The 22,284-nt window shown below is 62.6% G+C and carries 17 protein-coding genes; 6 read left to right on the top strand and 11 right to left on the bottom strand.

The window, feature by feature from the left end; all coding sequences use genetic code 11:
- Window positions 1-80: 80 nt before the first annotated feature.
- Together OX459_RS23625 and dprA are read right to left on the bottom strand one after the other, a co-directional pair.
- Window positions 81-545 carry a DUF494 domain-containing protein gene (locus tag OX459_RS23625; protein WP_099665525.1) on the bottom strand — a complete coding sequence of 155 codons (465 nt, stop codon included), beginning with the start codon at window positions 543-545 and terminating at the stop codon, window positions 81-83.
- A gap of 94 nt (window positions 546-639) precedes the next feature.
- Entirely contained in the window at window positions 640-1,743 is a 1,104-nt protein-coding gene (gene dprA / locus OX459_RS23620; RefSeq protein ID WP_289906775.1) for a DNA-processing protein DprA, read from the bottom strand.
- A gap of 305 nt (window positions 1,744-2,048) precedes the next feature.
- Between dprA and def the strand changes: the two genes are divergently transcribed.
- Together def and fmt are read left to right on the top strand one after the other, a co-directional pair.
- Window positions 2,049-2,591 carry a peptide deformylase gene (gene def / locus OX459_RS23615; RefSeq protein ID WP_034784735.1) on the top strand — a complete coding sequence of 181 codons (543 nt, stop codon included), beginning with the start codon at window positions 2,049-2,051 and terminating at the stop codon, window positions 2,589-2,591.
- A gap of 108 nt (window positions 2,592-2,699) precedes the next feature.
- Window positions 2,700-3,656: a methionyl-tRNA formyltransferase gene (fmt, locus tag OX459_RS23610; RefSeq protein WP_289906774.1), complete on the top strand. Its 957-nt coding sequence runs from the start codon at window positions 2,700-2,702 to the stop codon at window positions 3,654-3,656.
- Between the two features lie 98 nt (window positions 3,657-3,754).
- Here fmt and OX459_RS23605 read toward each other — a convergent pair whose 3' ends face one another.
- On the bottom strand, window positions 3,755-6,232 hold the full coding sequence (locus OX459_RS23605; RefSeq protein ID WP_289906773.1) for an IPT/TIG domain-containing protein: 2,478 nt from the start codon (window positions 6,230-6,232) through the stop codon (window positions 3,755-3,757).
- Between the two features lie 641 nt (window positions 6,233-6,873).
- Between OX459_RS23605 and metH the strand changes: the two genes are divergently transcribed.
- Window positions 6,874-10,668: a methionine synthase gene (metH, locus tag OX459_RS23600; protein ID WP_180278628.1), complete on the top strand. Its 3,795-nt coding sequence runs from the start codon at window positions 6,874-6,876 to the stop codon at window positions 10,666-10,668.
- A gap of 120 nt (window positions 10,669-10,788) precedes the next feature.
- Window positions 10,789-11,160, top strand: coding sequence for an SPW repeat protein (locus OX459_RS23595; RefSeq protein ID WP_289906772.1), 372 nt, complete (start codon window positions 10,789-10,791; stop codon window positions 11,158-11,160).
- Window positions 11,161-11,232: 72 nt separating this feature from the next.
- Here OX459_RS23595 and OX459_RS23590 read toward each other — a convergent pair whose 3' ends face one another.
- The 8 genes from OX459_RS23590 to rsmB form a co-directional block, all read right to left on the bottom strand.
- Entirely contained in the window at window positions 11,233-12,513 is a 1,281-nt protein-coding gene (locus tag OX459_RS23590; RefSeq protein WP_289906771.1) for an EAL domain-containing protein, read from the bottom strand.
- 137 nt (window positions 12,514-12,650) lie between these two features.
- Window positions 12,651-13,430 carry a class II glutamine amidotransferase gene (locus OX459_RS23585; protein ID WP_099668254.1) on the bottom strand — a complete coding sequence of 260 codons (780 nt, stop codon included), beginning with the start codon at window positions 13,428-13,430 and terminating at the stop codon, window positions 12,651-12,653.
- Between the two features lie 77 nt (window positions 13,431-13,507).
- The gene (locus OX459_RS23580; RefSeq protein ID WP_077399469.1) at window positions 13,508-13,765 is read right to left on the bottom strand and encodes a DUF3567 domain-containing protein; all 258 of its coding nucleotides are present in this window, start codon (window positions 13,763-13,765) and stop codon (window positions 13,508-13,510) included.
- 153 nt (window positions 13,766-13,918) lie between these two features.
- Window positions 13,919-14,320, bottom strand: coding sequence for a GTPase (locus tag OX459_RS23575; RefSeq protein ID WP_289906770.1), 402 nt, complete (start codon window positions 14,318-14,320; stop codon window positions 13,919-13,921).
- Complete coding sequence (locus OX459_RS23570) at window positions 14,317-15,036, bottom strand: response regulator (protein ID WP_034784724.1); 720 nt, start codon at window positions 15,034-15,036, stop codon at window positions 14,317-14,319. The genes OX459_RS23575 and OX459_RS23570 overlap by 4 nt, the downstream gene beginning before the upstream one ends.
- A 98-nt stretch (window positions 15,037-15,134) precedes the next feature.
- A complete protein-coding gene (locus OX459_RS23565) occupies window positions 15,135-17,432 on the bottom strand; it encodes an ATP-binding protein (protein ID WP_099665532.1) in 2,298 nt (765 codons plus the stop codon).
- Window positions 17,432-17,938 (bottom strand): DUF4390 domain-containing protein, encoded by a 507-nt coding sequence (locus OX459_RS23560; RefSeq protein WP_251350982.1) that lies wholly within the window; start codon window positions 17,936-17,938, stop codon window positions 17,432-17,434. Before OX459_RS23560 ends, OX459_RS23565 begins: the two co-directional genes overlap by 1 nt.
- Window positions 17,939-18,035: 97 nt before the next feature.
- Complete coding sequence (rsmB, locus tag OX459_RS23555; protein ID WP_289906769.1) at window positions 18,036-19,457, bottom strand: 16S rRNA (cytosine(967)-C(5))-methyltransferase RsmB; 1,422 nt, start codon at window positions 19,455-19,457, stop codon at window positions 18,036-18,038.
- A 376-nt stretch (window positions 19,458-19,833) separates the two neighbouring features.
- Here rsmB and argS point away from each other — a divergent pair, with 376 nt between their 5' ends.
- Both argS and OX459_RS23545 read left to right on the top strand, forming a co-directional pair.
- Entirely contained in the window at window positions 19,834-21,543 is a 1,710-nt protein-coding gene (gene argS / locus OX459_RS23550; protein ID WP_251350981.1) for an arginine--tRNA ligase, read from the top strand.
- Between the two features lie 20 nt (window positions 21,544-21,563).
- On the top strand, window positions 21,564-22,280 hold the full coding sequence (locus OX459_RS23545) for an SPOR domain-containing protein (RefSeq protein WP_289906768.1): 717 nt from the start codon (window positions 21,564-21,566) through the stop codon (window positions 22,278-22,280).
- Window positions 22,281-22,284: the final 4 nt, after the last annotated feature.

Below are 22,284 nucleotides of genomic sequence, written 5' to 3'. Positions count from 1 at the left end.
GCACATGGTAATGGGGATGGCGCGGCGGCGGCGCCAGGGTCAGGCAGGCAGCGACAGCGGCCGCCAGCGACGTCTATATATTAGTGCAATAAGCGCGGCGGGAGGTCTTCGTCGTCGACAAACAGATCGTCGAACATCAGGGCGTCCGGTTCCTTGCCCTGGCTCCACAGCAGCATCAGCACGATGACTTTCAGCTTGCCCAGCGAAACGGGCGCCTCGTCGAGCGCCAGCGCCCGTTCGATGACGATTTCGCGCTGCAGCGGCGACAGCACCTTGGCGCTTTCCAGGAACTGGATGAAACCGACGGCGGCCGTGCCCAGCACGTCGCTTTCCTGCTGCACATAGAAGCGCGTGCCCGTGGAGCTGGCCGTCAGGGTTTGTTCGACGCCGGCCATGGCGTTCAAGTCCGTCAGCCAGACGAGCGCTTCGGAAATCTCCACGTCGTCGAAACCGACGGCCGACAGTTTGCGCGCCAGGACTGCCGGCTCGGGGCAGGCATCGGGGCGATAGTAAGTCTCGTAGAGGTACACCAGGATATCGAACATGGCTCTACTCTATCAGCTAAGTTCGCTGCGACACAAGGGTGCGCGCCGACAAAGCGCCCCCGTGCGGCAAGGCCGCCACACAAGTGACAAGCTGTCATTTACAGCGTTGAAACAGTCCTCCTGGCAAGCGCTCCACCCGGCCCGCCAGCTCCAGCGCCAGCAATTCGCCCATCAGCGCGCCCATGGCCAGGCCGCTGCGCGCGGCCAGGGTATCGGCATCGAGGGGATCATGGCCCAGCGCGGCCAGCAGCGGCGCTTCGTCTTCCACCACGGCCGGCGCGCCGGGGATGCCGCCCAGCCACTGCAGCTCTTGCAGCACGTCATCGGCTGACTCGACCAGCTTGGCGCCCTGCTTGATGAGCGCATGGCACCCCTTGGCCAGGGTCGCATGGATGGAACCGGGCAAGGCATACACATCGCGCCCCTGCTCGCCGGCCAGGCGCGCCGTGATCAATGAACCCGATTGCGCGGCCGCCTCGATCACCAGCACGCCGCGCGCCAGGCCGCTGATCAGGCGGTTGCGGCGCGGAAAGTTAGCTGGCATGGCGGGCAAGCCCAGCGCGTACTCGCTGACGATGCAACCCTGTTCGGCAATTCTTTGCGCTAGATCAAGGTTACGTCGCGGATACACCAGATCGGCGCCCGTGCCGATCACGGCCACGGTGCCGCCCGCGCCGCGCAAGCCGCCCTCGTGCGCGTGCGTATCGATGCCCAGCGCCAGCCCGGAAATGATGGTCAGGCCCGCCATGCTCAGCGCTTGCGCGAAAGCGGCCGCATTCTGCATGCCTTGCGCGCTGGCATTGCGGCTGCCGATGATGGCCACGCCGGGACGCGACAGCAGTTCCGCCCGCCCCCGTACATATAACAACAGCGGCGGATCGGCGATTTCCAGCAGCAGGGGCGGATACGCGGCATCGGCCAAAGTCAGCACGGCGTTGCCGGGCCGCTGCAGCCACTGCAGGGTGAGTTCCAGCTGGCTGTTGGCCACGGGCTTGGGCGGCTGCACGATGGCGCGCGCCACGCTGGCCGGCACCGCTTCGCGCAAGGACTCGAAGGACGTGGCGAAGATCTCCGGCGGCAAGCCGAAGCGGGCCAGCAAGGCGCGCGCCGCCACCGGCCCCACGCCGGGCAGATGCTGCAGGCGCAGCCAGCCCGCCAGTTCCGTGGCCGTGTCTGCCGTCGTTGCAAGTGCATGCATGACCACCTCGCTGTGTACTGTGCCCTCCCATGCTAGCGCGATGGCGCGCACGCGATACCGACGCGCGCAAGGATGCGTGCAATGCGCGTGCAAAACGGTCCCCCATCCACAGGAGCATGGGCGTCTGTGATAAAATTTCCCTTTGCAGCAAACGATTAGCGCACTGGCAAACGCATCTGCCGCGCCGTTGTGCCATACGCGCCCAAGCATGGCGTACCCAACAGAAAATAGCCCTGCCATCGTTCGCATGGCCCAGGCATGAATAATCCGGCGCACCGGCGCCCACCTTAACCAGTCGAATCCGTATGTCCATATTAAATATCCTGCGTTACCCCGATCCTCGCCTGCACACGATCGCCAAGCCCGTCACCGAATTTGACGCGCGCCTGCAAACCCTGATCGACGACATGGCCGAAACCATGTACGACGCCCCGGGCGTCGGCCTGGCCGCGTCGCAAGTGGACGAGCATATCCAGATGATGGTGATCGACATCACCGAAGAAAAAAACCAGCTGCAAGTGTTCATCAACCCGGAAATCACCTGGGCCAGCGAGGAAAAGCAGGTCTACGACGAAGGCTGTTTGTCCGTGCCTGGCGTCTACGACGGTGTCGAGCGTCCGGCCCGCATCAAGGTGCGCGCCCTGGACCGCCACGGCAAGCAGTTCGAACTGGAAGCCGATGGCTTGCTGGCCGTCTGCATCCAGCATGAGATGGATCACTTGCTGGGCAAGGTATTCGTCGAATACCTGTCGCCGCTCAAGCGCAACCGCATCAAGACCAAGATGATCAAGGAAATCCGTGGTCTCGAGCGCGAAGCGAGCCTGCGCGCACAGAATCGCCGTTTCTAAGCCGCTTTTGCAGCTGTGCTGATAGACTGACCGCAAAGACTGACCGTAACACCACGCCAGCCTGGCGCCCTCGGGCGCGGGCCTGCGCACCTCACGTCAAGGAACCATATGAAAGTGATCTTCGCAGGCACGCCTGAATTTGCCGCCACGGCCCTGAAAGACTTGCACGAAGCGGGGTTCGAGATTCCGCTGGTGCTGACCCAGCCCGACCGCCCTGCCGGACGCGGCATGCAATTGCACGCCTCGGCCGTCAAGCAATATGCACAGCAGCACGGCATCGAGGTGCTGCAGCCCTTGTCGCTGCGCATGGACAGCAAGGATCCGCAGCGCGCCGCCGAAGCGAAAGCGGCGCACGAGCGCCTGCTGACCACCGACTACGATGTAATGGTGGTGGCGGCTTACGGCTTGATCTTGCCGCGCAGCACCCTCGACATCAAACCCTGCATCAATATCCACGGTTCCTTGCTGCCGCGCTGGCGCGGCGCCGCGCCCATCCACCGCGCCATCGAAGCCGGCGACGATGAAACGGGCGTGACCATCATGCAGATGGAAGAAGGCCTCGATACGGGCCCCATGCTGGCCATCGAGCGCACGCCCATCGAGGCGGGCGATTCCACCGCCAGCCTGCACGACAAGCTGGCTACCCTGGGCGGCAAGATGATCGTCGAGACCCTGCGCAAGATGCAGCTGCAAGCGCTGGAAGCCGTGCCGCAGCCGGAAGCGGGCGTCACCTATGCGGCAAAAATCGCCAAGGAAGAAGCGGCGCTCGATTTCAGCCTGCCGGCGCTGGAACTGGGCCTGAAAATCCGCGCCTTCAATCCGTTTCCCGGCGCCTGCGGCCAGGTCGATGGCACCACCATCAAGATCTGGGCCGCCGACGTGCTCGAAGCGGACAGCAAGGAAGCGCCGGGCCAGGTACTGGCGGCCGACGCCCAGCACGGCATCGTCGTGGCCTGCGGCAATGGCTCGCTGCGCCTGACGGAACTGCAAAAACCGGGCGGCAAGCGCCTGCCTGCGGCCGAATTCATCAAGGGCTTCCCCCTCGAAGGCAAGCGCTTCGCCTGACTTCACCGGATTGCACCGGATTGCACCGCGCCATCATGCCGATGGCCACAAAAAAAAGGCTTGCCGCGGCAAGCCTTTTTTGCATCCGCCCCGCTAGCTTAGCGGCGCTGCACCTTCATCAGGCGTGCGCCCACGGACGACGACAGGCTGACCTCGAAACGGCCGCCGGCCGGCACGGCGCTCACGTCGACATTGGCTTTGCCACCCGTCAAGTCACTGGCAACCACCGTCTTGCGGCCATCGGCAGCCACGTGCATGACGGCGGCATACGGTTCCGCCTCGGCATTCCAGACCAGCGCCAGCTGGCCGCCGCTTTGCGCCGCATCAAACGTGGCATCGTTGGCGGCGGCCTTGCTGCGGCGCGCCGGGCGTTCCAGCTTGGCCAAAGCCTTGCCATTTGCCAACACTTGCACATCGCTGATTTCGCCCGGGTTGGCGAAGCTGACGCGGAAATGGCTCATGGCGTTGCCGCCATGGTCGGCCACGGAGACGCCATCGAAGGGCAAGTCGATAGTCTGTCCGGACGCCGTCAACACGCGCAAGGTATAAGCATGGCCGCTGCCGCTGGCAGCGGCGCCGATGCGCGCCGACGAGGCAACGGCCGGGCGCAGGGCCACGCCGCCAGGCGTGATGCGGCCGGAAATGGTCAGGTAGCCGTTCTGGGCCACGGCCATGCTGGCGGCCAGCACATTGCTGCCCGTGATCTGCGTGCTGCGTTTTTCCAGGAATTGCTGCACCCGCGCATAGCTGTAGTCGGAGAACCAGGCGCCGCTGCAATAGCTCATCACGTCCTTCATCGGCGTGTTGCCATAGACTGCCTTGCTCAGCTGGCCGATGCTGCCTGCATAGTTGCTGTTGTACAGCGGTTGCGGACCCAGATTGCCATTCGCATACGGGTAGTCGACAGCGGCGCCAGCCGGACCGCCGCAGGCAACGTGCTGCAGCGAGTGGTTGTGGCCCAGCTCATGCACGAGCGTAGTCAGCCATAGAGGCCATTGATTGCCGAAGGGATCGACCGATGCGACGCTCTTGAACTGGGCATCGAGGCCGATGGCCGACGTGAAGTCGTTGCCGCTGCTGCGCTCGTTGATGTAGGCCAGGCCGGCTGCGTTGGTGACGGACATCCTCGGCACGAAACCATAATAGTAGGCACCGCTGTCTTCCATCGCGCGCCGGTTTTCCAGCTTGCCCAGGGCATCGCTCCACCAGCTGTCGGCCGTGCTGCTGCCTGGCAGGCTCAGCGCGGCGCGCGTCGTGATGCTGATATTTTCCGTCGCATACGGATACACGCGCAGCAGCGCGGCGCGGATCACCTCGGCGTCAGGCAGTTGCGCCACGCCATCATCGGTGCTCAAGGGCACGAGCACCAGACGGATCTTGGCCAGGCTGGCCACCACGGGCGCCGCTTCCTGGCTCACTTGCACGCCGTCATTGCCGACGGCCGTTACGCGCACGCGCACGCCGGGCAAGATCCAGCCTGCAGGCAGGACGGCACTGAAATTGCCGTTGAAACTGTCATCGGTCTTCGTCGTCGGCAAGAGCGCCGGTCCCGTCATCGCGATGCTGCCCAGGTTGCTGCCATTGGCGGCGGTCGCATTCAAGGTGACCGCCGGGCTGGCCTGACCCGCCTGCCCGGCCAGCACGGACACGCGCACGGCGGCCGGCTTGCCGCGCGTCAGGCGCAAGGCCGTATTGCTGGCATTCAAATTCAGTACTTGCGCGAAATCAATGCTGCCCAGGGTAAAGGCCGACACCGTGCCCGCATTCACGGCGATGCGCGACGCAGCCGCCAGCATCACGTTGCCCGTGGCCGCGGCCGGCGCGGACAGCAGCAGCTGGCTGGCAGTGGCGCTGACGATGACGGCCGGCGTATTGCCCACCGACGCCGAAGTGACCTGGTCGAGATTGCTGCCCTGCACCGTCACGGACAGGCCCCCGCTGTTGACGGCCGAGGTGATCGACGTCACCGTCACGCTGGCCAGCACCGTGTACGTGTCGCCGCTGAGCACATCGTTGTAGGGACCGCGCACCGTCAGCGCGCCTGTCGCCGCGCCCGCAGGCACCAGCACCGTCACGCTGCCGGCCGTCTGGCTTTGCGGCGTTGCCGCCGCACCATTACCAAACTGCACCGCCGTCACGGCGCCCATGCCGCCGCCCGTGATCGTCACGCTGGAACCGACGCCGCCCGTCGCCGGTGCGACGCTGCCCACGCTCAAGGGCAGGTACACATTGACGTTATAGCTGGTGGCCGCCGTGCCGCTGGCGCTGACGAGGCTCAAGGCGCCCGATACGGGCACGCCCGGCATGGTCAGGGTGATGCTGGTATCGCTGGCGGCGCTGGTGGCAACGGTCACGCCGCCCACCTGGAAAGCCGTCACGCGGCTCAGATTCGTGCCCGTAAGTACCAGGCTGCCCCCGACGGCGACATTCGCCGCCGAAACGGCCGTCACGGCAGGCAGCAGCACGGGCGTGCCCGACGTGGTCGCCACCACCGTGTCGCCGCCCCCACCGCCGCCACCGCCGCAGGCGGACAGGCCCAGCATGACAAACAATGCGACAAGCAGATGGTTTTTCATGGCTGGCAACCATGTTGATGCAGCGCGATGCCGGGAAGGACACGAGATAAATGTGACATATTGGTGACTTTTGGTGAGAATTTAATTTCGAAGAACCAATATTATGGTTTAGTTCGATTCCCAAAGACAACTATTAATGCTTTTGATTCAATTGGTTTTGATAATAATTAAAATATCTGCTTAGCAAACTTTATTCTGAGCATTATTCCCCTCACTCTGTGTTGGCTAAAATCAAAATTACTTTCCTTTGCAGCTATTGCCATTCGACTCATTAAAAATATGCTGATGCGGCGCAAATAATGTGGAAATTTTTCCACAGCCTAGACGCCATATCGTTCTGCCAACTTTGCTGGAAGAATTAACGTTTTGAGTAAGATTTTCAGGAATGTAATTTTCAGAAGCAGGCGTGGCGGCAGGCGATGTGTTGCAAGAAGGCCTGCCGTGGGGCGAACGGCCGCTTTTGCTTAAAACCAAAGCAGTCTGATGCCGTATAATTTTAGACCCGGTGAAATCAGGCGATTGCCACCTTCTGCCTGCCCTACCCGGCCGGCAACTCTCCGTCAGCTGATCCTGCTGACCCGCATCCGCCTCGTAACGTCTTGTCGCCGCGCCGCCGCCCGTTTGCCTATTGAAAGCATGAAATGAACGATACCGTGATCCCCGCCATGTCCCCGACCGAAGCCACCTTGCGCGCCATTCTGGCGCAGCGGATCATGATTCTCGACGGCGCCATGGGCACGATCATCCAGCAATACAAGCTCGACGAAGAAGCGTATCGCGGCGGCCCCGCCGGCCGCTTCATCGATTTCGCCGCGCCGGCCGACAGTGGCGCGCGCGAACTGTTCGTCAAGGGCAATAATGAGTTGCTGACCCTGACGCAGCCGCACATCATCCAGGAAATCCACGAGCGTTACCTGGCGGCCGGCGCCGACCTGATCGAAACGAATACCTTCGGCGCCACGACGATCGCGCAAGACGATTACCACATGGCCCACCTGGCCTATGAAATGAACGTTCAGGCGGCCAAGCTGGCGCGCGCCGCCTGCGATAAATATTCCACGCCGGACAAGCCGCGCTTCGTCGCCGGCGCCCTGGGGCCCACGCCGAAGACGGCGTCGATCTCACCCGACGTGAACGATCCGGCCGCACGCAACGTCACCTTCGACCAACTGGTGGCCGCCTACCTGCAGCAGACGCAGGGCCTGGTGGAAGGCGGCGCCGACGTATTGCTGGTGGAAACCATCTTCGATACCTTGAACTGCAAGGCGGCCCTGTTCGCCATCGACCTGTTCTACGAGCAAAACCCGGATGTCGTGCGCCTGCCGCTGATGATTTCGGGCACCGTCACGGACGCGTCGGGACGCATCTTGTCGGGCCAGACCGTGCCCGCCTTCTGGAATTCCGTGCGCCACGCGAAACCGCTGACCATCGGCCTGAACTGCGCGCTGGGCGCCGCCCTGATGCGCCCGTACGCGGAAGAGCTGGCCAAGATCGCCGACACCTTCGTGTGCATCTACCCGAACGCGGGCTTGCCCAACCCCATGAGCGACACGGGTTTCGACGAGTTGCCAGCCGACACGTCCGCCCTGCTGCGCGAATTTGCCGACGCGGGCTTCTTGAACATGGCGGGCGGCTGCTGCGGCACCACGCCCGAGCACATCGCCGCCATTGGCGAGTTGCTGTCGAAAAACACCCCGCGCACCGTGCCGGCCCCATCGCACGACTTGCGCCTGGCGGGCCTGGAACCGTTCGTCGTCAATGACGAGTCGCTGTTCGTCAACGTGGGCGAGCGCACCAACGTCACGGGCTCGAAGGCGTTCGCGCGCATGATTCTCAACGAGCAATATGACGAGGCACTGTCCGTGGCCCGCCAGCAAGTGGAAAACGGTGCGCAAGTGATCGATATCAACATGGATGAAGCGATGCTCGATTCGCTGGCCGCCATGACGCGCTTCCTGAACCTGATCGCCTCGGAACCCGACATTTCGCGCGTGCCCATCATGGTCGACTCGTCGAAATGGTCGGTCATCGAAGCGGGCCTGAAATGCGTGCAGGGCAAGGCCATCGTCAACTCGATTTCCATGAAGGAAGGCGAAGAGGAATTCCTGCGCCAGGCAAAGCTGTGCCGCCGCTACGGCGCGGCCGTCATCGTCATGGCCTTCGATGAGAAGGGCCAGGCCGACACCTTCGAGCGCAAGATCGAAATTTGCGCGCGCGCATACCATTTATTGATCGATGCGCTGGACTTCCCGCCGGAAGACATCATTTTCGATCCGAACATCTTTGCCGTCGCCACCGGCATCGAAGAGCACAATAATTACGCCGTCGACTTCATCAACGCCACGCGCTGGATCAAGGAAAACCTGCCGTACGCGAAGATCTCGGGCGGCGTGTCGAACGTGTCCTTCAGTTTCCGCGGCAACGATCCAGCCCGCGAAGCCATCCATACCGTATTCCTGTACCACGCCATCAAGGCCGGCATGACCATGGGCATCGTCAACGCCGGCATGGTGGGCGTGTACGACAACCTGGACCCGGAATTGCGCGAGCGCGTGGAAGACGTGGTGCTGAACCGCCGCGAAGACTCGACCGAGCGCATGATCGAATTTGCCGGCACCCTGAAGGCGGGCGGCAAGGCCGAGGCGCAAACCCTGGCCTGGCGCGAAGGCACGGTGCAGGAACGCCTGTCGCATGCGCTGGTGCATGGCATCACGCAATTCATCGTGGAAGACACGGAAGAAGCGCGCCAGGAACTGTTGCACAATGGCGGACGCCCCATCCACGTAATCGAGGGCCCGCTGATGGCCGGCATGGACGTGGTCGGCGACCTGTTTGGCCAAGGCAAGATGTTCCTGCCGCAAGTGGTGAAATCGGCGCGCGTGATGAAACAGGCCGTGGCCCATCTGATCCCGTTCATCGAGGAAGAAAAGCTGCTGGAAGAAAAGCGCACGGGCATCGTCGCCAAGCCGAAAGGCAAGATCATCATGGCAACCGTGAAAGGCGACGTGCATGACATCGGCAAGAACATCGTCACCGTCGTTCTGCAATGCAATAATTTCGAAGTGGTGAACATGGGCGTGATGGTGCCGTGCTCGGAAATCCTCGCCCGCGCCAAGGTGGAAAACGCCGACATCATCGGCCTGTCGGGCCTGATTACGCCATCGCTGGAAGAAATGGCCTATGTCGCCAAGGAAATGCAGCGCGACGAACACTTCCGCATGCTGAAGATTCCTCTGCTGATCGGCGGCGCCACCACCAGCCGCGCCCACACGGCCGTGAAAATCGCCCACAACTACGAAGGCCCCGTGATCTACGTGCCGGACGCCTCGCGTTCCGTGTCCGTGGCGCAATCCTTGCTGACGCCGGAACAGCGCGACAAGTACGTGGAAGACATCGAACTCGACTACGCGCGTATCCGCGAGCAGCACGCCAACAAGAAGGCGCTGCCGATTTTGCCGCTGGCGCAGGCGCGCGCCAACAAGATGCTCGTCCCGTTCGACGGCGCCTGCACGCCCGTGAAACCGAAGTTCATCGGCCGCCGTGTCTTTAAAAATGTCGACCTGGCCACCCTGGCCAACTACATCGACTGGGGCCCGTTCTTCCAGACCTGGGACCTGGCCGGCCCCTTCCCCGCCATCCTGACGGATGAAGTGGTGGGCGACGCGGCCACCAAGGTCTACGCGGAAGGCCAGGCCTTGCTGAAAAAACTCATCGACGGACGCTGGCTGACGGCCAATGGCGTCGTATCCTTGCTGCCAGCCAACAGCGTCAATGACGACGATATCGAGGTGTACACCGACGATACGCGCAGTAGCGTGGCGTTCACGTATTACGGCATGCGCCAGCAGGGCGTCAAACCCGTGGTCGACGGCGTGCAGCGTCCGAACCAGTGTCTGGCCGACTTCATCGCGCCGAAGGCATCGGGCGTGAAGGATTACATCGGCATGTTCGCCGTGACGTCCGGCCTCGGCATCGAGAAATACGAAAAACGCTTCGAGGATGCGCACGACGATTACTCGTCCATCATGCTCAAATCCCTGGCGGACCGCCTGGCCGAAGCGTTCGCCGAATACCTGCACGAGCGCGTGCGCAAGGATTTGTGGGGCTATGTGCCGGACGAACACCTGGGCAACGACGACATGATCGCCGAGAAATATGTCGGCATCCGCCCCGCGCCAGGCTACCCGGCCTGCCCCGAGCATACCGTCAAGAAAGAGATGTTCGAGGTCATGCAAGCCGAAGAAATCGGCATGCAGCTGACGGAATCGTATGCCATGTTCCCCGGCGCGGCCGTGTCCGGCTTCTATTTTGCCCACCCGGAGTCGAAATACTTCGTCGTCGGCAAGATCGGCATGGACCAGGTGGAAGACATGGCCAAGCGCCGTGGCGTCAGCATCGAGGACGTGGAACGCTGGCTGGCGCCGAACCTGTCGTAATGCCATAATATAAGCACAAGGCGCGCGGAACTTATCGCGCGCCGAAGCGCACTAACGCAGTATGCCGGCCGGCATGCTGCATGCCCGCTCCGGCCCGTTCCCAACCGGCAAGGAGGATATATGGCAACCAATTTCAAACTGAAACGCTGGCAGGATCAGGTGATCCTGTTGCTGGGCCTGTGGCTCGTCATCTCGCCCTGGGCGTTTTCCTACCCCGAAGGCTCGCCGCAGATGATCAACGCCTTTGTCTCGGGCCTCGTGATCGCCATCCTGGCCGCCTTCGACCTGTACAAGACGTATTTCTGGGCCGTCGTCGTCAACCTGCTGCTGGGCGTCTGGGTCGCCGCCTCGCCGTGGATACTGCGGCTGGCCGAACAGCGCGTCGTCCTGTGGAACGAGCTCATCGTCGGTATCGCCGTCGTCGTGCTGGCCCTGTGGGAGCTGCGCACCGACCCCGAACTGCACAAGCACTGGCCCGGCGCCGCGGCGTAGTGCAGCTACCGGCGTAAAAAAACCCCGCCGGGCACTGCCGGGCGGGGTTCTTGATATGGCTAGCTATGCCAATTACAGGGCGTATCTGACAACGTTATCGCTCCATTCGTAGGCAGCCATTTCCAGCTCCACCAGGTCGTCCGGCGACATGGCCAGGTCGCGCAAGGTTGGCACGATCTCGCCTTCCATGTCTTCGATGCGCTCGATGCACTCGGCCAGGCGCAGCAGGTCGCCGTAGAAGCCTTCGCGCGACAGCAGAGCTTCGGCCACTTCGTCGATCACTTCGATCTGGCCGAGGATTTCCGACATCGGCACGCCGAACAGGGTATCCATCAGCGACATGATGCCGACCGTAAAGGCGATATCGGCCGAATGGGCGTGGTTCGGGCGCAGTTTATGCGCGAGCAATTCCAGCAAACGGCCGCGCGTGGTGGCCAGCATCAGCAGCGGCGTCATGCTATGGCCGCGCTTGCTTGGTTCCGCATACAGCATGATCTGCAGCCAGCGCTGCAATTGGCGGCGGCCCAGCACGGTCACGGCCTGGCTCAGCGAATCGATGCGCTGGCGCGCGCCCACGGCCGGTGTATTGACCAGGCGCAGCAAGTTCAGGGCCAGCGACACGTCGCGCTTGATGGCCCGCTCGATGTCCATATTGTCGGCATCCGACGTCACCAGTGTCATCAGTTCCATGACGGCCAGTTGCGACGGCGACAGTTTCTTGCCCGTCATGATGGCAGGCTTGGCAAAGTAATAACCCTGGAAGTAATCGAAGCCCAGGTCCAGGCCCGACTTGAATTCTTCGCGCGTCTCGACCTTTTCCGCCACCAGTTTCTTGTTTTCCTGCTTGAAACGGGGCGCCAGGGCTGCCAGCACTTTCGGGTCGACCGTGCTCATGTCCATCTTGACGTACTGCACCAGCGGCAGCAGTTCCTGCACTTGCGCCGTGTCGGAGACGACGTTTTCCAGCGCGAAAGTGAAGCCGTGGCCCACCAGCTCGCTGATACGCGCGCACACTTCCGGCGTGACGGGCATCGATTCGACGATTTCCAGCACCACTTTTTCACGCGGCAGGAACACGAAGATGTCGCTCATGATCACGTCGGCATCGACGTTGACGAAACCGAGCGCGTCGCCGATGACCTTTTCCATGCCCAGCTGGGAAGCGTGGGCGATGACGGAGGCCGTGGCGGACAGATCGCTGGTAATGTTGGCGGGACCGACCGGAGCGTTGCGGAATAGCAACTCATAGCCAAACAGGGCTTGATTGCGGTCAAGGATAGGTTGTCGCCCCAGATAGAACTCGCGCACGCGCAAGGGTTTCGGGGTGATGTCGTTGCTGGAAATATCGATCATTAACTCTTCATCAATCACGTCGAGTGACACCGGCCGCGCCGCGCCCGCATCAAGGTTCACTATTGACAATACTTTAGCTGAATTCCGCCCGCGCTGTGGGTATTTTGGCAGCAATCCAGTTTATTGTCGTCAACAAATTAGGCGACTGGCGTGTCTTGCACCATCCCGTCGACAAATAATTTCAATTCGCCCGGCGCAAACGCCGTCCATTGCTCATTCGTCGTCAGCGGCTGGGTAACAATCACGGCCACGCGGTCCTGGGGTGTCGTCACCTGGGAAAAGTCCACGCTCAGGTCTTCATCGGAGAGTTTAGCAGTTGGAAACGGATGTTGTCGCACCAGATAGTGCAAGCTGGTCGAGCAATGGGCAAACAGCGCCTCGCCGCTCGACAGCATCATGTTGAAAGTGCCGTGGGCCGCGATGCTGGGCAACAACTCCGCCAGGGCCGCATGCAGTTGCGGCAACGCCGGCGGCGCATCGCCAAAGCGCGCGTGCAGTTCCTGCAGCAGGTAGCAGAAAGCCCGTTCGCTGTCCGTGCAGCCGACGGGGCGGTAACTGCCCGTCAGCACGGGGTTGAAATCCTTCAAATCGCCATTGTGGGCAAAGACCCAGTAGCGGCCCCACAGTTCGCGCACGAACGGGTGGCAATTTTCCAGCGCCACCTGGCCTTGCGTCGCCTTGCGGATATGCGCGATGACATTGCGCGACTTGATCGGGTAGCGTTTGATCAGTTCGGCCACGGGCGAGGCGATGGCCGCCTGGTGGTCGACGAAATGGCGCACGCCGGCGCCTTCGAAAAAGGCGATACCCCAGCCGTCATGGTGGGTATCGGTATGGCCGCCGCGCATGGCGAAGCCGGTAAAACTAAAGACAATGTCCGTAGGGACATTGCAATTCATTCCGAGAAGTTGGCACATGGTCTGTTTGCAGCTGGATAACACAACCACCATACCATGCCGTCAGACGGATTGGTATGGTGGCGATAGCCATCCGGTCAGTGCAACAGGACGGGCTGGCTCATGAGGGAATCATAGCTGCCCAAAAATTCATCGATCTCTTCCATGCTGGGTTCGCTGGCGATCAGCTCCGTGACGTCGCGGCGGAAGTGTTGCGCAAGGATGCCGGCGATAAACGTTTCCCGCTTGCCCCCCTTGTCGACGATTTCATAGCCGCCAAAGCGCAGGGCCTCGAGGTCGCCGTCGACGCCGAATTCCACGACGCTGTATTGTTCGCTGTTATAGATCAGGTTCATTTTGCATCCTTCGCTCAAGCAGGAGAAGCTCCTGCGGTGTCAGAACAGAGGTGGGGTTCACACGGCGCCATTTCAAGCGGCCATGCCACCCTGCGGGCTACAGAGTTGTAACGAGATGCAAACTACGACTGCGGTAAGGCGATCAAGAAATCGTCAGGAAACCACGATGTCTGCTTGCAGCGCCAGCAGGGCATCGTAGGGACTGGCGGTGAGCCAGGTGCGCAATTGTTCGATGTGCGTGGCGTCGGCCAGGCTGATGAACAAGTGTGCGGGTGGATGGCGCAGCAGACGATTCAATGTTACACGCAATACGAGATTGCCGCTGCAGCACAGGCAACCTGGCGCGATGCGCAACAGTTGCAATGGAAATAATAGAGAAGGAGAAACTTGCCCGGCCAAGTCGGCCAGGATGGCGTTGCCGTCAGCCAATCCTTCGAGGATCACGGCGGCCGGCTGGCCAGGCGGCAAGGCTTGCGCGATGGCCGCTTCGCGCCCGGCGGCGCGTCCACCGCTGACCAGAGTCAGCGGCGTCGGACGCCGCACGGCTGCCGTCACAGGCTTTTCTTGGCCAGCTTGCCCGGTTCGACGCCCAGCTGTTTCAGCTTGCGATACAAATGGGTGCGCTCGAGGCCCGTTTTTTCCGCCACGCGGGTCATGCTGCCGCCTTCGCGTCCCAGGTGATGTTCGAAATACATGCGCTCGAACGCGTCGCGTGCCTCGCGCAGCGGCAAGTCGAACGACAGGTTGTAGCCATGGCCTTCGGCCACCGCCGGTACGGCGATGCCTGGGCGCACCATCAGCTGTTGCGGCGCGCTGCCGCCAAAGCTCGGTACGGGATGGCTGCTTTCCTCGGCCACCACGGGCGCCACGGGACGCGGCGCCACGCTCGGCGCGCGCACGGTTTCCTGTGCCCGCGTCAAGCCTTGCTGGACTGCCTTCAGCAGTTTTTGCAGGGCAATCGGTTTCTCCAGGAAGTTCATGGCGCCGATGCGCGTCGCCTCGACCGCCGTATCGATGGTGGCGTGGCCCGACATCATGATCACCGGCATGGTCAGCAAGCCGTCGCGCTGCCATTCCTTGAGCAGGGTGACGCCATCGGTGTCGGGCATCCAGATATCCAGCAATACCAGATCCGGCGCACCGGCGGCACGCGCTTCGCGCGCCTGCTGCGCATTTTCGGCCAGCTGGATAGCATGTCCTTCGTCGCCCAAAATTTCCGAGAGCAACTCACGGATACCCATTTCATCATCCACTACGAGTATGTTTGCCATTCGTGTCTTGCCTTCCTCATTTCGCCGGCCGTCGCGCACAAGATGCACACGGCGGACAACTATGATTTTATTAGTGTTTTAAATACTAAACCAGACCCTCACGCCAGGAATTCCTGGGCAGGAGTGTCGGGAGCTAACTTTAACAGCAAAATGACCACCGAAGCGCCATTGCCGTCGACCCGGTTCTCGATATCGATGCGTCCGCCGTGTTCATCGATAATTTTCTTGACCATCGCCAGGCCCAATCCCGTGCCGCGCGCCTTCGAGGTCACATACGGCTCGAAGGCCCGCGCCAGGATTTTTGGCGCGAAACCAGGGCCATTGTCGCTGATGGCCAGCCGCACGGCGATATTCACGCCACCGTCCGCACTGCGATAATGAATTGCTTCCGTCCTTACGTCAATCCGCGGATGCGGCGAGTCCGGCGGCAGGTCGGCCATGGCGTCCTGCGCGTTCTGCAGCAAGTTGTGTATCACCTGGCGCAACTGGGTCGGATCGCCCATCACCATCGGCAGATTCGGCGCCAGCAGCGGGTGGATGATGTCGCCATCGTCGCCGCGCAGGTACAGGTTCAGTATCTCTTCGATCAGCTCGTTCAGACGCAGCGGCGTGAGCACGGCCGGCGGCGTGCGCGCATAGTCGCGGAAGTCGTCGACCATGCGCTTCATCGCATCGACCTGCTTGACGATGGTGGTGGTGGCGCGGCTGAGCAGGTCGGCATCAGGCTGCTCCAGCTTGCCTTCGAGCTTCATCTGCAGGCGCTCGGCCGACAGCTGGATGGGCGTGAGCGGATTCTTGATTTCATGCGCCAGGCGGCGCGCCACCTCGCCCCAGGCGATCGAGCGCTGCGCGGAAATCACGTCGGAAATATCGTCGAAAACGACGATGTAGCCGCTGCCTGACTCCAGCGGCAGGCGCGAACCGCGCGCCAGCAAGGTGATGTCATGCTCGTCGGCACTGCTGCCCAGGCGGCGCGGAATCTCGATCTGGCGCTGCCAGTGCAGGCGCTGCTGGTTACGACCCGATGCCGATTGCGCGCTTTGCGCCGTGAAGGCGCTGATGATGGCGCCGCCGAACTCTTCCATTCCAGCAATATTCGCCAGCGGCTGGCCCACCATGCTCATGCCCGAATGCTGCAGGATGCGCTCGACCGACTCATTGCAGGTCACCAGTTTAAAGTCGCCGTCGAGCACCATCACGCCGGCCGACATGTTCGCCAGCACCGATTCCAGGTGGGCCTTGGCGTTTTGCAAGGCGGCGCGGTTGCTTTCCACGGCCGTGCGCGCATCGAGCAACTGGCGCGTCATGATGTTGAACGACTGCGTCAGGGTGCCCAGTTCATCCTTGGTGGCGACGATGGGGCGCGGCGACAGGTCGCCCTCGGCCACGGCGCGCGTGCCTTCGGCCAACAGCAGCAGGGGCTGGGCCAAATTGCCGGCGATCAGGAAAGCGCTGCCGATGGCGCCAAAAATGGCCAGCAGCAGGGTCAAGGTGAGGATTTCCATGTACATCTTGCGCAGTCCCACGCGCGCGACGAAACGTTCCTTGTATTCGCTGTAGGCGGCGCGCAGCACTTCGCCATTCGTCGCCAGCTTGGGCGGCACCGATTGCAGCAGTTGCAAATAGCGGGGCGAGACGGAAGGCCCCGGCACGGCCACCAGCACGCGCAGGCGCAGGCTGGCCGCCGTTTCCAGCGACGCCGGCAAGCCCGAGCGGAAACCGCCGCCGCCCGACTCCGTGCCATCGTCGTGCAACTCCAGTCCGCCCTCGGCGGAGGCATAGCCGGCCGGCAAGGCCGCCTGCACCAGCATGGGCGGCGTCGGCAAGTCGGCCGCGCTGTGCGGCCCGGCGCTGGCCAGCAGCACGCCGTCGCCGCTGACGAGCATGACGTTTTGCATGCCCTCTTCGCGCAGCAGGCTCGTCAGCACGGCCGGACCGGCCACCGGGTCGGCGCCCAGTTCTTCGACGGCCTTGTGGCCCCGGTGGTCGAGCTCGACCAGGGCCGCATCGAGGCCGGCACGGCCCAGCTCAATCCCCGATTCCAGCGCCGCTTCGATCTTGACGTTGAACCAGGATTCGATGGAGTGGGAGACGAATTGCACTGAGACAAGGAAAATCACCAGACCCGGCAGGATGCCGACGGCGGCGAACAGCATCACCAGGCGCGTCATCAGCTTGGAGCCGAACTTGCCGCTCTTGTAGCGCGCGTACAGGCGCGCCAGGGAAATGCCCACCAGCGCCAGCAGGGACACGGCGACGGCCGCGTTCAGGCCCAGCAGCCAGGTGTAATAGCGGTCGAAAAAGCCGGAATTGTCGGAAGCCGACGCCAGCAGGAACAGCAGGATACTGACAATGCCGCCGCCCACCACCAGCAAATAGCGCAATGCTTGACTCACTACTCCGCCGTATACAAGAAGGTTTTTTTATTCGAAGCCAGGCGCCAGTCGCTGTTATTGAAGGCATTGACCTGTATCGGCTTGGGCAGGTAGTCGCGGTCCATGCCCATGCGCAAGGTGACGTTGTACGTCTGCCCCACTTTCAGCTCGCCGCGCCGCGCCACCAGCCAGCGGCTGGGACGGCGGATCAGGAACAGCGCATCGTCGAGGGTGGGAAAGCTTTGCTGCAAGCCGCCGCCCGACACATGATACTGGCGCGTCAGCACGTTATAGGACAGCTTGCTGGTCTGGCGCGCCACGATGGCTTTTTCATCGAACCAGTACCAGCGGGGCCGGGTCAGTTCGATTTCTGTCGTGAAATACAGCGGCACGCCATGCTGTACTGCATCATCGAGGTCGTGATTGAGCTCGAAGGAATACGTGGCGGCCAGCTTGTAGCCCTCTTCGCCCGACTCGATATAGGCACGGGTGATCTCGACCATGTCGGCGGCATGCGCGCGTGGCATGGTACATGCCAGCATCAGCAGCAGGGCCAGGAGTCGGAAGAGTCGTGTTGTCACAAGTGTGCCGGTAGTGTCCGTAAGATAAGGTTCGACGAATCGCTCAAGCCGCATTTTTTTGGAATAGCGCATAGAACAAACCGTCGTGGTCCTGCTCCGCGCTGCCAGTCGGCAACAGCTGGCCAGGCGCTGTCAATCGGATCGCATTATTGCGTACCGCAAATGCCGCCGCCTGTGCCTCGGATTCTTGCGGCCACAATGAACATGTCACGAACAGCAATTTACCATCGGGGCGCAGCATCTGCCACAGGTTGTCCAGAATTTTGGAGGAAAGTGTTGCAAGTTGGAACGCATCACCCTTGCGGCGCAACCAGCGAATGTCGGGATGGCGGCGCACGATGCCCGAGGCCGTGCACGGCACGTCGGCCAGGATGCGGTCGTACTGCTGGCCGTCCCACCACGCGTTCGATTGCGCATCCTGCGCCTTCAGGGTGGCATCCAGGCCGAGGCGCTCGAGGTTTTCCGCGATGCGCGGCAGGCGCTTGGCGTCCGCATCGATGGCCGTCACTTGCACGTCGGCCAGTTCCAGGATGTGGCACGTCTTGCCGCCCGGCGCGGCGCAGGCGTCCAGCACGCGCATGCCATCTTGCAAGTCCAGCAGCGGCGCGGCCAATTGCGCGCCAGCATCTTGCACGGAAACGACGCCCTGCTCGAAGCCGGGGATCAGCGCCACGCCGATCGGTTTGTCCAGCCGCACGGCAAACGGTCCCACCTGGCGCGCGGCAATGCCGGCCTCCGCCAGCACGGCCAGATACGCTTCGACCGTGCTCTTGCGGCGATTCACGCGCAAGGTCAAGGGCGGCACGGCATTGCCGGCCGTCAGAATGGCTTGCCAGTCGCGCGGGTAAGCCAGGCGCAGCGAGTCGATCCACCACTGCGGATAATTCCATTGCGCCAACGGTTGCTGCAGGGCCGCTTCCAGCAAGGATTTGCGCTCGCGCAAGAAACGGCGCAAGACGGCATTTACCATGCCCTTGGCATGCGCCAGGTCAGGATGCGAAGTGGCCACCGTGACAGCCTGGTCGACAACGGTAAACTCTTCGTACGGCTGCTCGCCCGGCTCGGCCGACATCAGCGACAGCGCGCAGCACAGCAGGGCGGCCAGCATCGGCGGCTCGGGCGCCTTCGACGTCATCAGGCCGACCAGGGTTTCGCTGCGGCCCAGCTGGCGCATGGTACGGTAGGAGATATCCTGGATGGCGCCGCGCGCCTGCGGGCTGGCGTTCGATTGCGTAAACACCTTGGCCAGCGCCTGCGGCAGGGCCGTGCCCGTGCGCACTTGCGCCACGGCATTGGCCGCGCCCAGCAGGCAAAACGCCAGCGAGTCGGCGCGCAAATCGGGTTGGAAGCCTGGCTGCAAGACCGGTTTCAGGTCGGGATGGTAGCTGGGACGCAATTTCGGTGCGGCAGGAGCCTGGCCTGGCGCCGGCTTGGTTTTCAATTTCAGCGTGGGGCGCTTGTTCATAGTTATCCGGTGTGGCTGCGCGCGGCGGGCTGCATGGTGGCAAAGTCGCGGCCGCGCGTCATCAATAAAGGGTCGATTGTAGCGTTTGTGGCGCCCTCTGGCCCAAGCGATTGCAGCGATACATGTAAATTGCGGCAAAAAACTGCATATATACAAGCAGAATGCGCCATGCTGATGTTTTCATGCACCAACATAGGCATGCTGTCCTGATAATATCGTGAAAAGCGCCGGCACGGGCACACTGCCGGCTGGCGTATTGTTCCCGGCAGCAAACCAGTATAATTAACGCAGTCTGGGCGGCTTGGGTACTGGCCGTCCGTTTTGCTTTTTGATTCATTCTATTCATTCTTAACGCGGTTCCACCGCCATCCTGCTCATGCTCGCCCAACAGAAACAAGAAATCATCGCCCTGTTCCAGGCCGCCCTCGCTCCCGTTCTGGCCGGCACCTCGCTTGCGCCTAGCGTAGTGCTCGAGCGACCACGCGATGCATCGCATGGCGACGTCGCCTGCAATATCGCCATGCAACTGGCCAAGCAGCTGAAACAGAATCCCCGCGAACTGGCGCAAACCATCGTGACGGCCGTGCTGGCCAATCCGGCCGGCAAGGGCCTGGTCGAGGCAGTGGAAATTGCCGGTCCCGGCTTCATCAACGTGCGCGTCTCCGCCGCCGCCAAGCAAGCCGTGGTGAAAACCATCTTGAGCGAGGCCGACAGCTATGGCCGCAGCACGGCAGGCGCCGGCAAGCAAGTCATCCTGGAATTCGTCTCGGCCAACCCGACCGGTCCGCTGCACGTGGGCCACGGCCGCCAGGCAGCCCTGGGCGACGCCCTGTCTTCGCTGTTCGACGCGCAAGGCTATCAGGTGACGCGCGAGTTCTACTATAACGACGCGGGCGTGCAGATCCAGACCCTGGCCAACTCCGTGCAGGCGCGCGCGCGCGGCTTCAAGCCGGGCGACGCCGAATGGCCCGAATCCGCCTACAACGGCGACTACATCGCCGATATCGCCAACGACTTCAAGGCCGGCAAGACGGTCTCGGCCAGCGATGGCCAGCCTGCCACGGCCAATGGCAACGTGGAAGACATCGACTCGATCCGCCCGTTCGCCGTCACCTACCTGCGCAACGAGCAGGACATCGACTTGCAGGCGTTTGGCGTGAAGTTCGACAATTACTACCTGGAATCGTCGCTGTATGCGGACGGCAAGGTCAACAGCGCCGTGGAAACCCTGATCAAGGCGGGCCACACGTATGAGCAGGATGGCGCGCTGTGGCTGCGCACCACCGACTTCGGCGACGACAAGGACCGCGTCATGCGCAAGACGGACGGCACCTACACGTATTTCGTGCCGGACGTCGCGTATCACCTGGTGAAATGGCAGCGCGGCTTCGTGCAAGCCATCAATATCCAGGGCAGTGACCACCACGGCACCATCGCGCGCGTGCGCGCCGGCCTGCAGGCGGTCGACATGGGCATCCCGCAAGGCTACCCCGACTACGTGCTGCACAAGATGGTCACCGTCATGAAGGATGGCGAAGAAGTCAAGATTTCGAAGCGCGCCGGCTCCTACGTGACCGTGCGCGACCTGATCGAATGGTCGGGCGGCGGCGACATCGCCAAGGGCCGCGACGCCGTGCGCTTCTTCCTGATCTCGCGCAAGGCCGACACGGAATTCGTCTTCGACGTCGACGTGGCGCTGAAAACCACCGATGAAAACCCCGTCTATTACGTGCAATACGCGCATGCGCGCATCTGCCGCATCCTGGAAAACTGGGGCGGCGATGCCAGCACGGTCGCCAGCGTCGACCTTTCCCCGCTGACGGCGCCGACCGAAGCGACCCTGCTGGCGACCCTGGCCGCCTACCCTGAAATGCTGGCGCGCGCGCAAGCCGAACTGGGACCGCACCAAGTCGCCTTCTACCTGCGCGACCTGGCCGCCAACCTGCACAGCTTCTACTTCGCCGAAAAAGTGCTGGTCGAGGACGAAGCCGTCAAGATGGCCCGCCTGGCCCTCGTCATCGCCGCGCGCCAGGTACTGCGCAACGGCCTGGCACTGATCGGCGTGTCCGCGCCAAACAAAATGTAATCGCGAAGGTCAAACCGTCAATGAATCACGCTTCCCGCTTCTCTTCGTCCCGGCGCCAGCAGGGCAATACCCTGGTCGGCATCATCATCGGCCTGGTCATCGGCCTGGGCATCGCCGTGGTGGTCGCCCTGGTGATCACCAAGGGCGCCTCGCCCTTCACCGACAAATCGGGCAAGGCCGGCAAATCGGCCGAGCCGACGGCCGGTCAGATCGCCGATCCGAACAAGCCGATGTACGGCAACAAGGAAGCGGCCAAGGAGGCGGCGCGCGACTTCTCCAAGGAGCCGCGCGAGATCGTCACGCCGACGCAGCCTGCCGCACCGGCACCCGCGCCCGCCACCGCGCAGCAGCCGAAGGCGCCGCCGCCGGACGCGCTGCAGGAATTGATCGGTACCTTGAAGGACAAGCCGGCGCCGAAAACGCCGGCGGCAGCACCAGCGGCGCCCGCGCCGCAAGCCAAGGCCGACGCGAAAGAGGCCAAGGCCGATGCAGCCAGCGACAAATGGATTTATTATCTGCAGGCCGGCGCCTTCCATGACATGTCGGACGCCGAAAGCACGCGCGGCAAACTGGCGCTGCTCGGCTTCGAAGCGGCCATCAGCGACCGCAGCACCGATGCGGGCGTGCTGCACCGCGTACGGGTCGGGCCGTTCAACCAGCTCGAGGCGATGAACCGCGCACGCACCAAACTGTCTGAAAACGGCATCGATGTCGCCGTCGTCCGCAACCAAAAATAAGGAA

Source organism: Janthinobacterium sp. SUN026, from assembly GCF_030397625.1.
GTDB lineage: Bacteria > Pseudomonadota > Gammaproteobacteria > Burkholderiales > Burkholderiaceae_D > Janthinobacterium > Janthinobacterium kumbetense.
This window is presented reverse-complemented; position numbering and strand designations above follow the sequence as displayed.

Coding starts and splice junctions, on each gene's coding strand:
- OX459_RS23595 (WP_289906772.1), top strand. CDS start 10,789: ATGGCAACCAATTTCAAACTGAAACGCTGGCAGGATCAGGTGATCCTG.
- OX459_RS23560 (WP_251350982.1), bottom strand. CDS start 17,938: ATGCCACGCGCGCATGCCGCCGACATGGTCGAGATCACCCGTGCCTAT.
- OX459_RS23570 (WP_034784724.1), bottom strand. CDS start 15,036: ATGGCAAACATACTCGTAGTGGATGATGAAATGGGTATCCGTGAGTTG.
- OX459_RS23590 (WP_289906771.1), bottom strand. CDS start 12,513: ATGATCGATATTTCCAGCAACGACATCACCCCGAAACCCTTGCGCGTG.
- OX459_RS23545 (WP_289906768.1), top strand. CDS start 21,564: ATGAATCACGCTTCCCGCTTCTCTTCGTCCCGGCGCCAGCAGGGCAAT.
- rsmB (WP_289906769.1), bottom strand. CDS start 19,457: ATGAACAAGCGCCCCACGCTGAAATTGAAAACCAAGCCGGCGCCAGGC.
- OX459_RS23625 (WP_099665525.1), bottom strand. CDS start 545: ATGTTCGATATCCTGGTGTACCTCTACGAGACTTACTATCGCCCCGAT.
- argS (WP_251350981.1), top strand. CDS start 19,834: ATGCTCGCCCAACAGAAACAAGAAATCATCGCCCTGTTCCAGGCCGCC.
- dprA (WP_289906775.1), bottom strand. CDS start 1,743: ATGCATGCACTTGCAACGACGGCAGACACGGCCACGGAACTGGCGGGC.
- metH (WP_180278628.1), top strand. CDS start 6,874: ATGAACGATACCGTGATCCCCGCCATGTCCCCGACCGAAGCCACCTTG.
- OX459_RS23580 (WP_077399469.1), bottom strand. CDS start 13,765: ATGAACCTGATCTATAACAGCGAACAATACAGCGTCGTGGAATTCGGC.
- fmt (WP_289906774.1), top strand. CDS start 2,700: ATGAAAGTGATCTTCGCAGGCACGCCTGAATTTGCCGCCACGGCCCTG.
- OX459_RS23585 (WP_099668254.1), bottom strand. CDS start 13,430: ATGTGCCAACTTCTCGGAATGAATTGCAATGTCCCTACGGACATTGTC.
- OX459_RS23605 (WP_289906773.1), bottom strand. CDS start 6,232: ATGAAAAACCATCTGCTTGTCGCATTGTTTGTCATGCTGGGCCTGTCC.
- def (WP_034784735.1), top strand. CDS start 2,049: ATGTCCATATTAAATATCCTGCGTTACCCCGATCCTCGCCTGCACACG.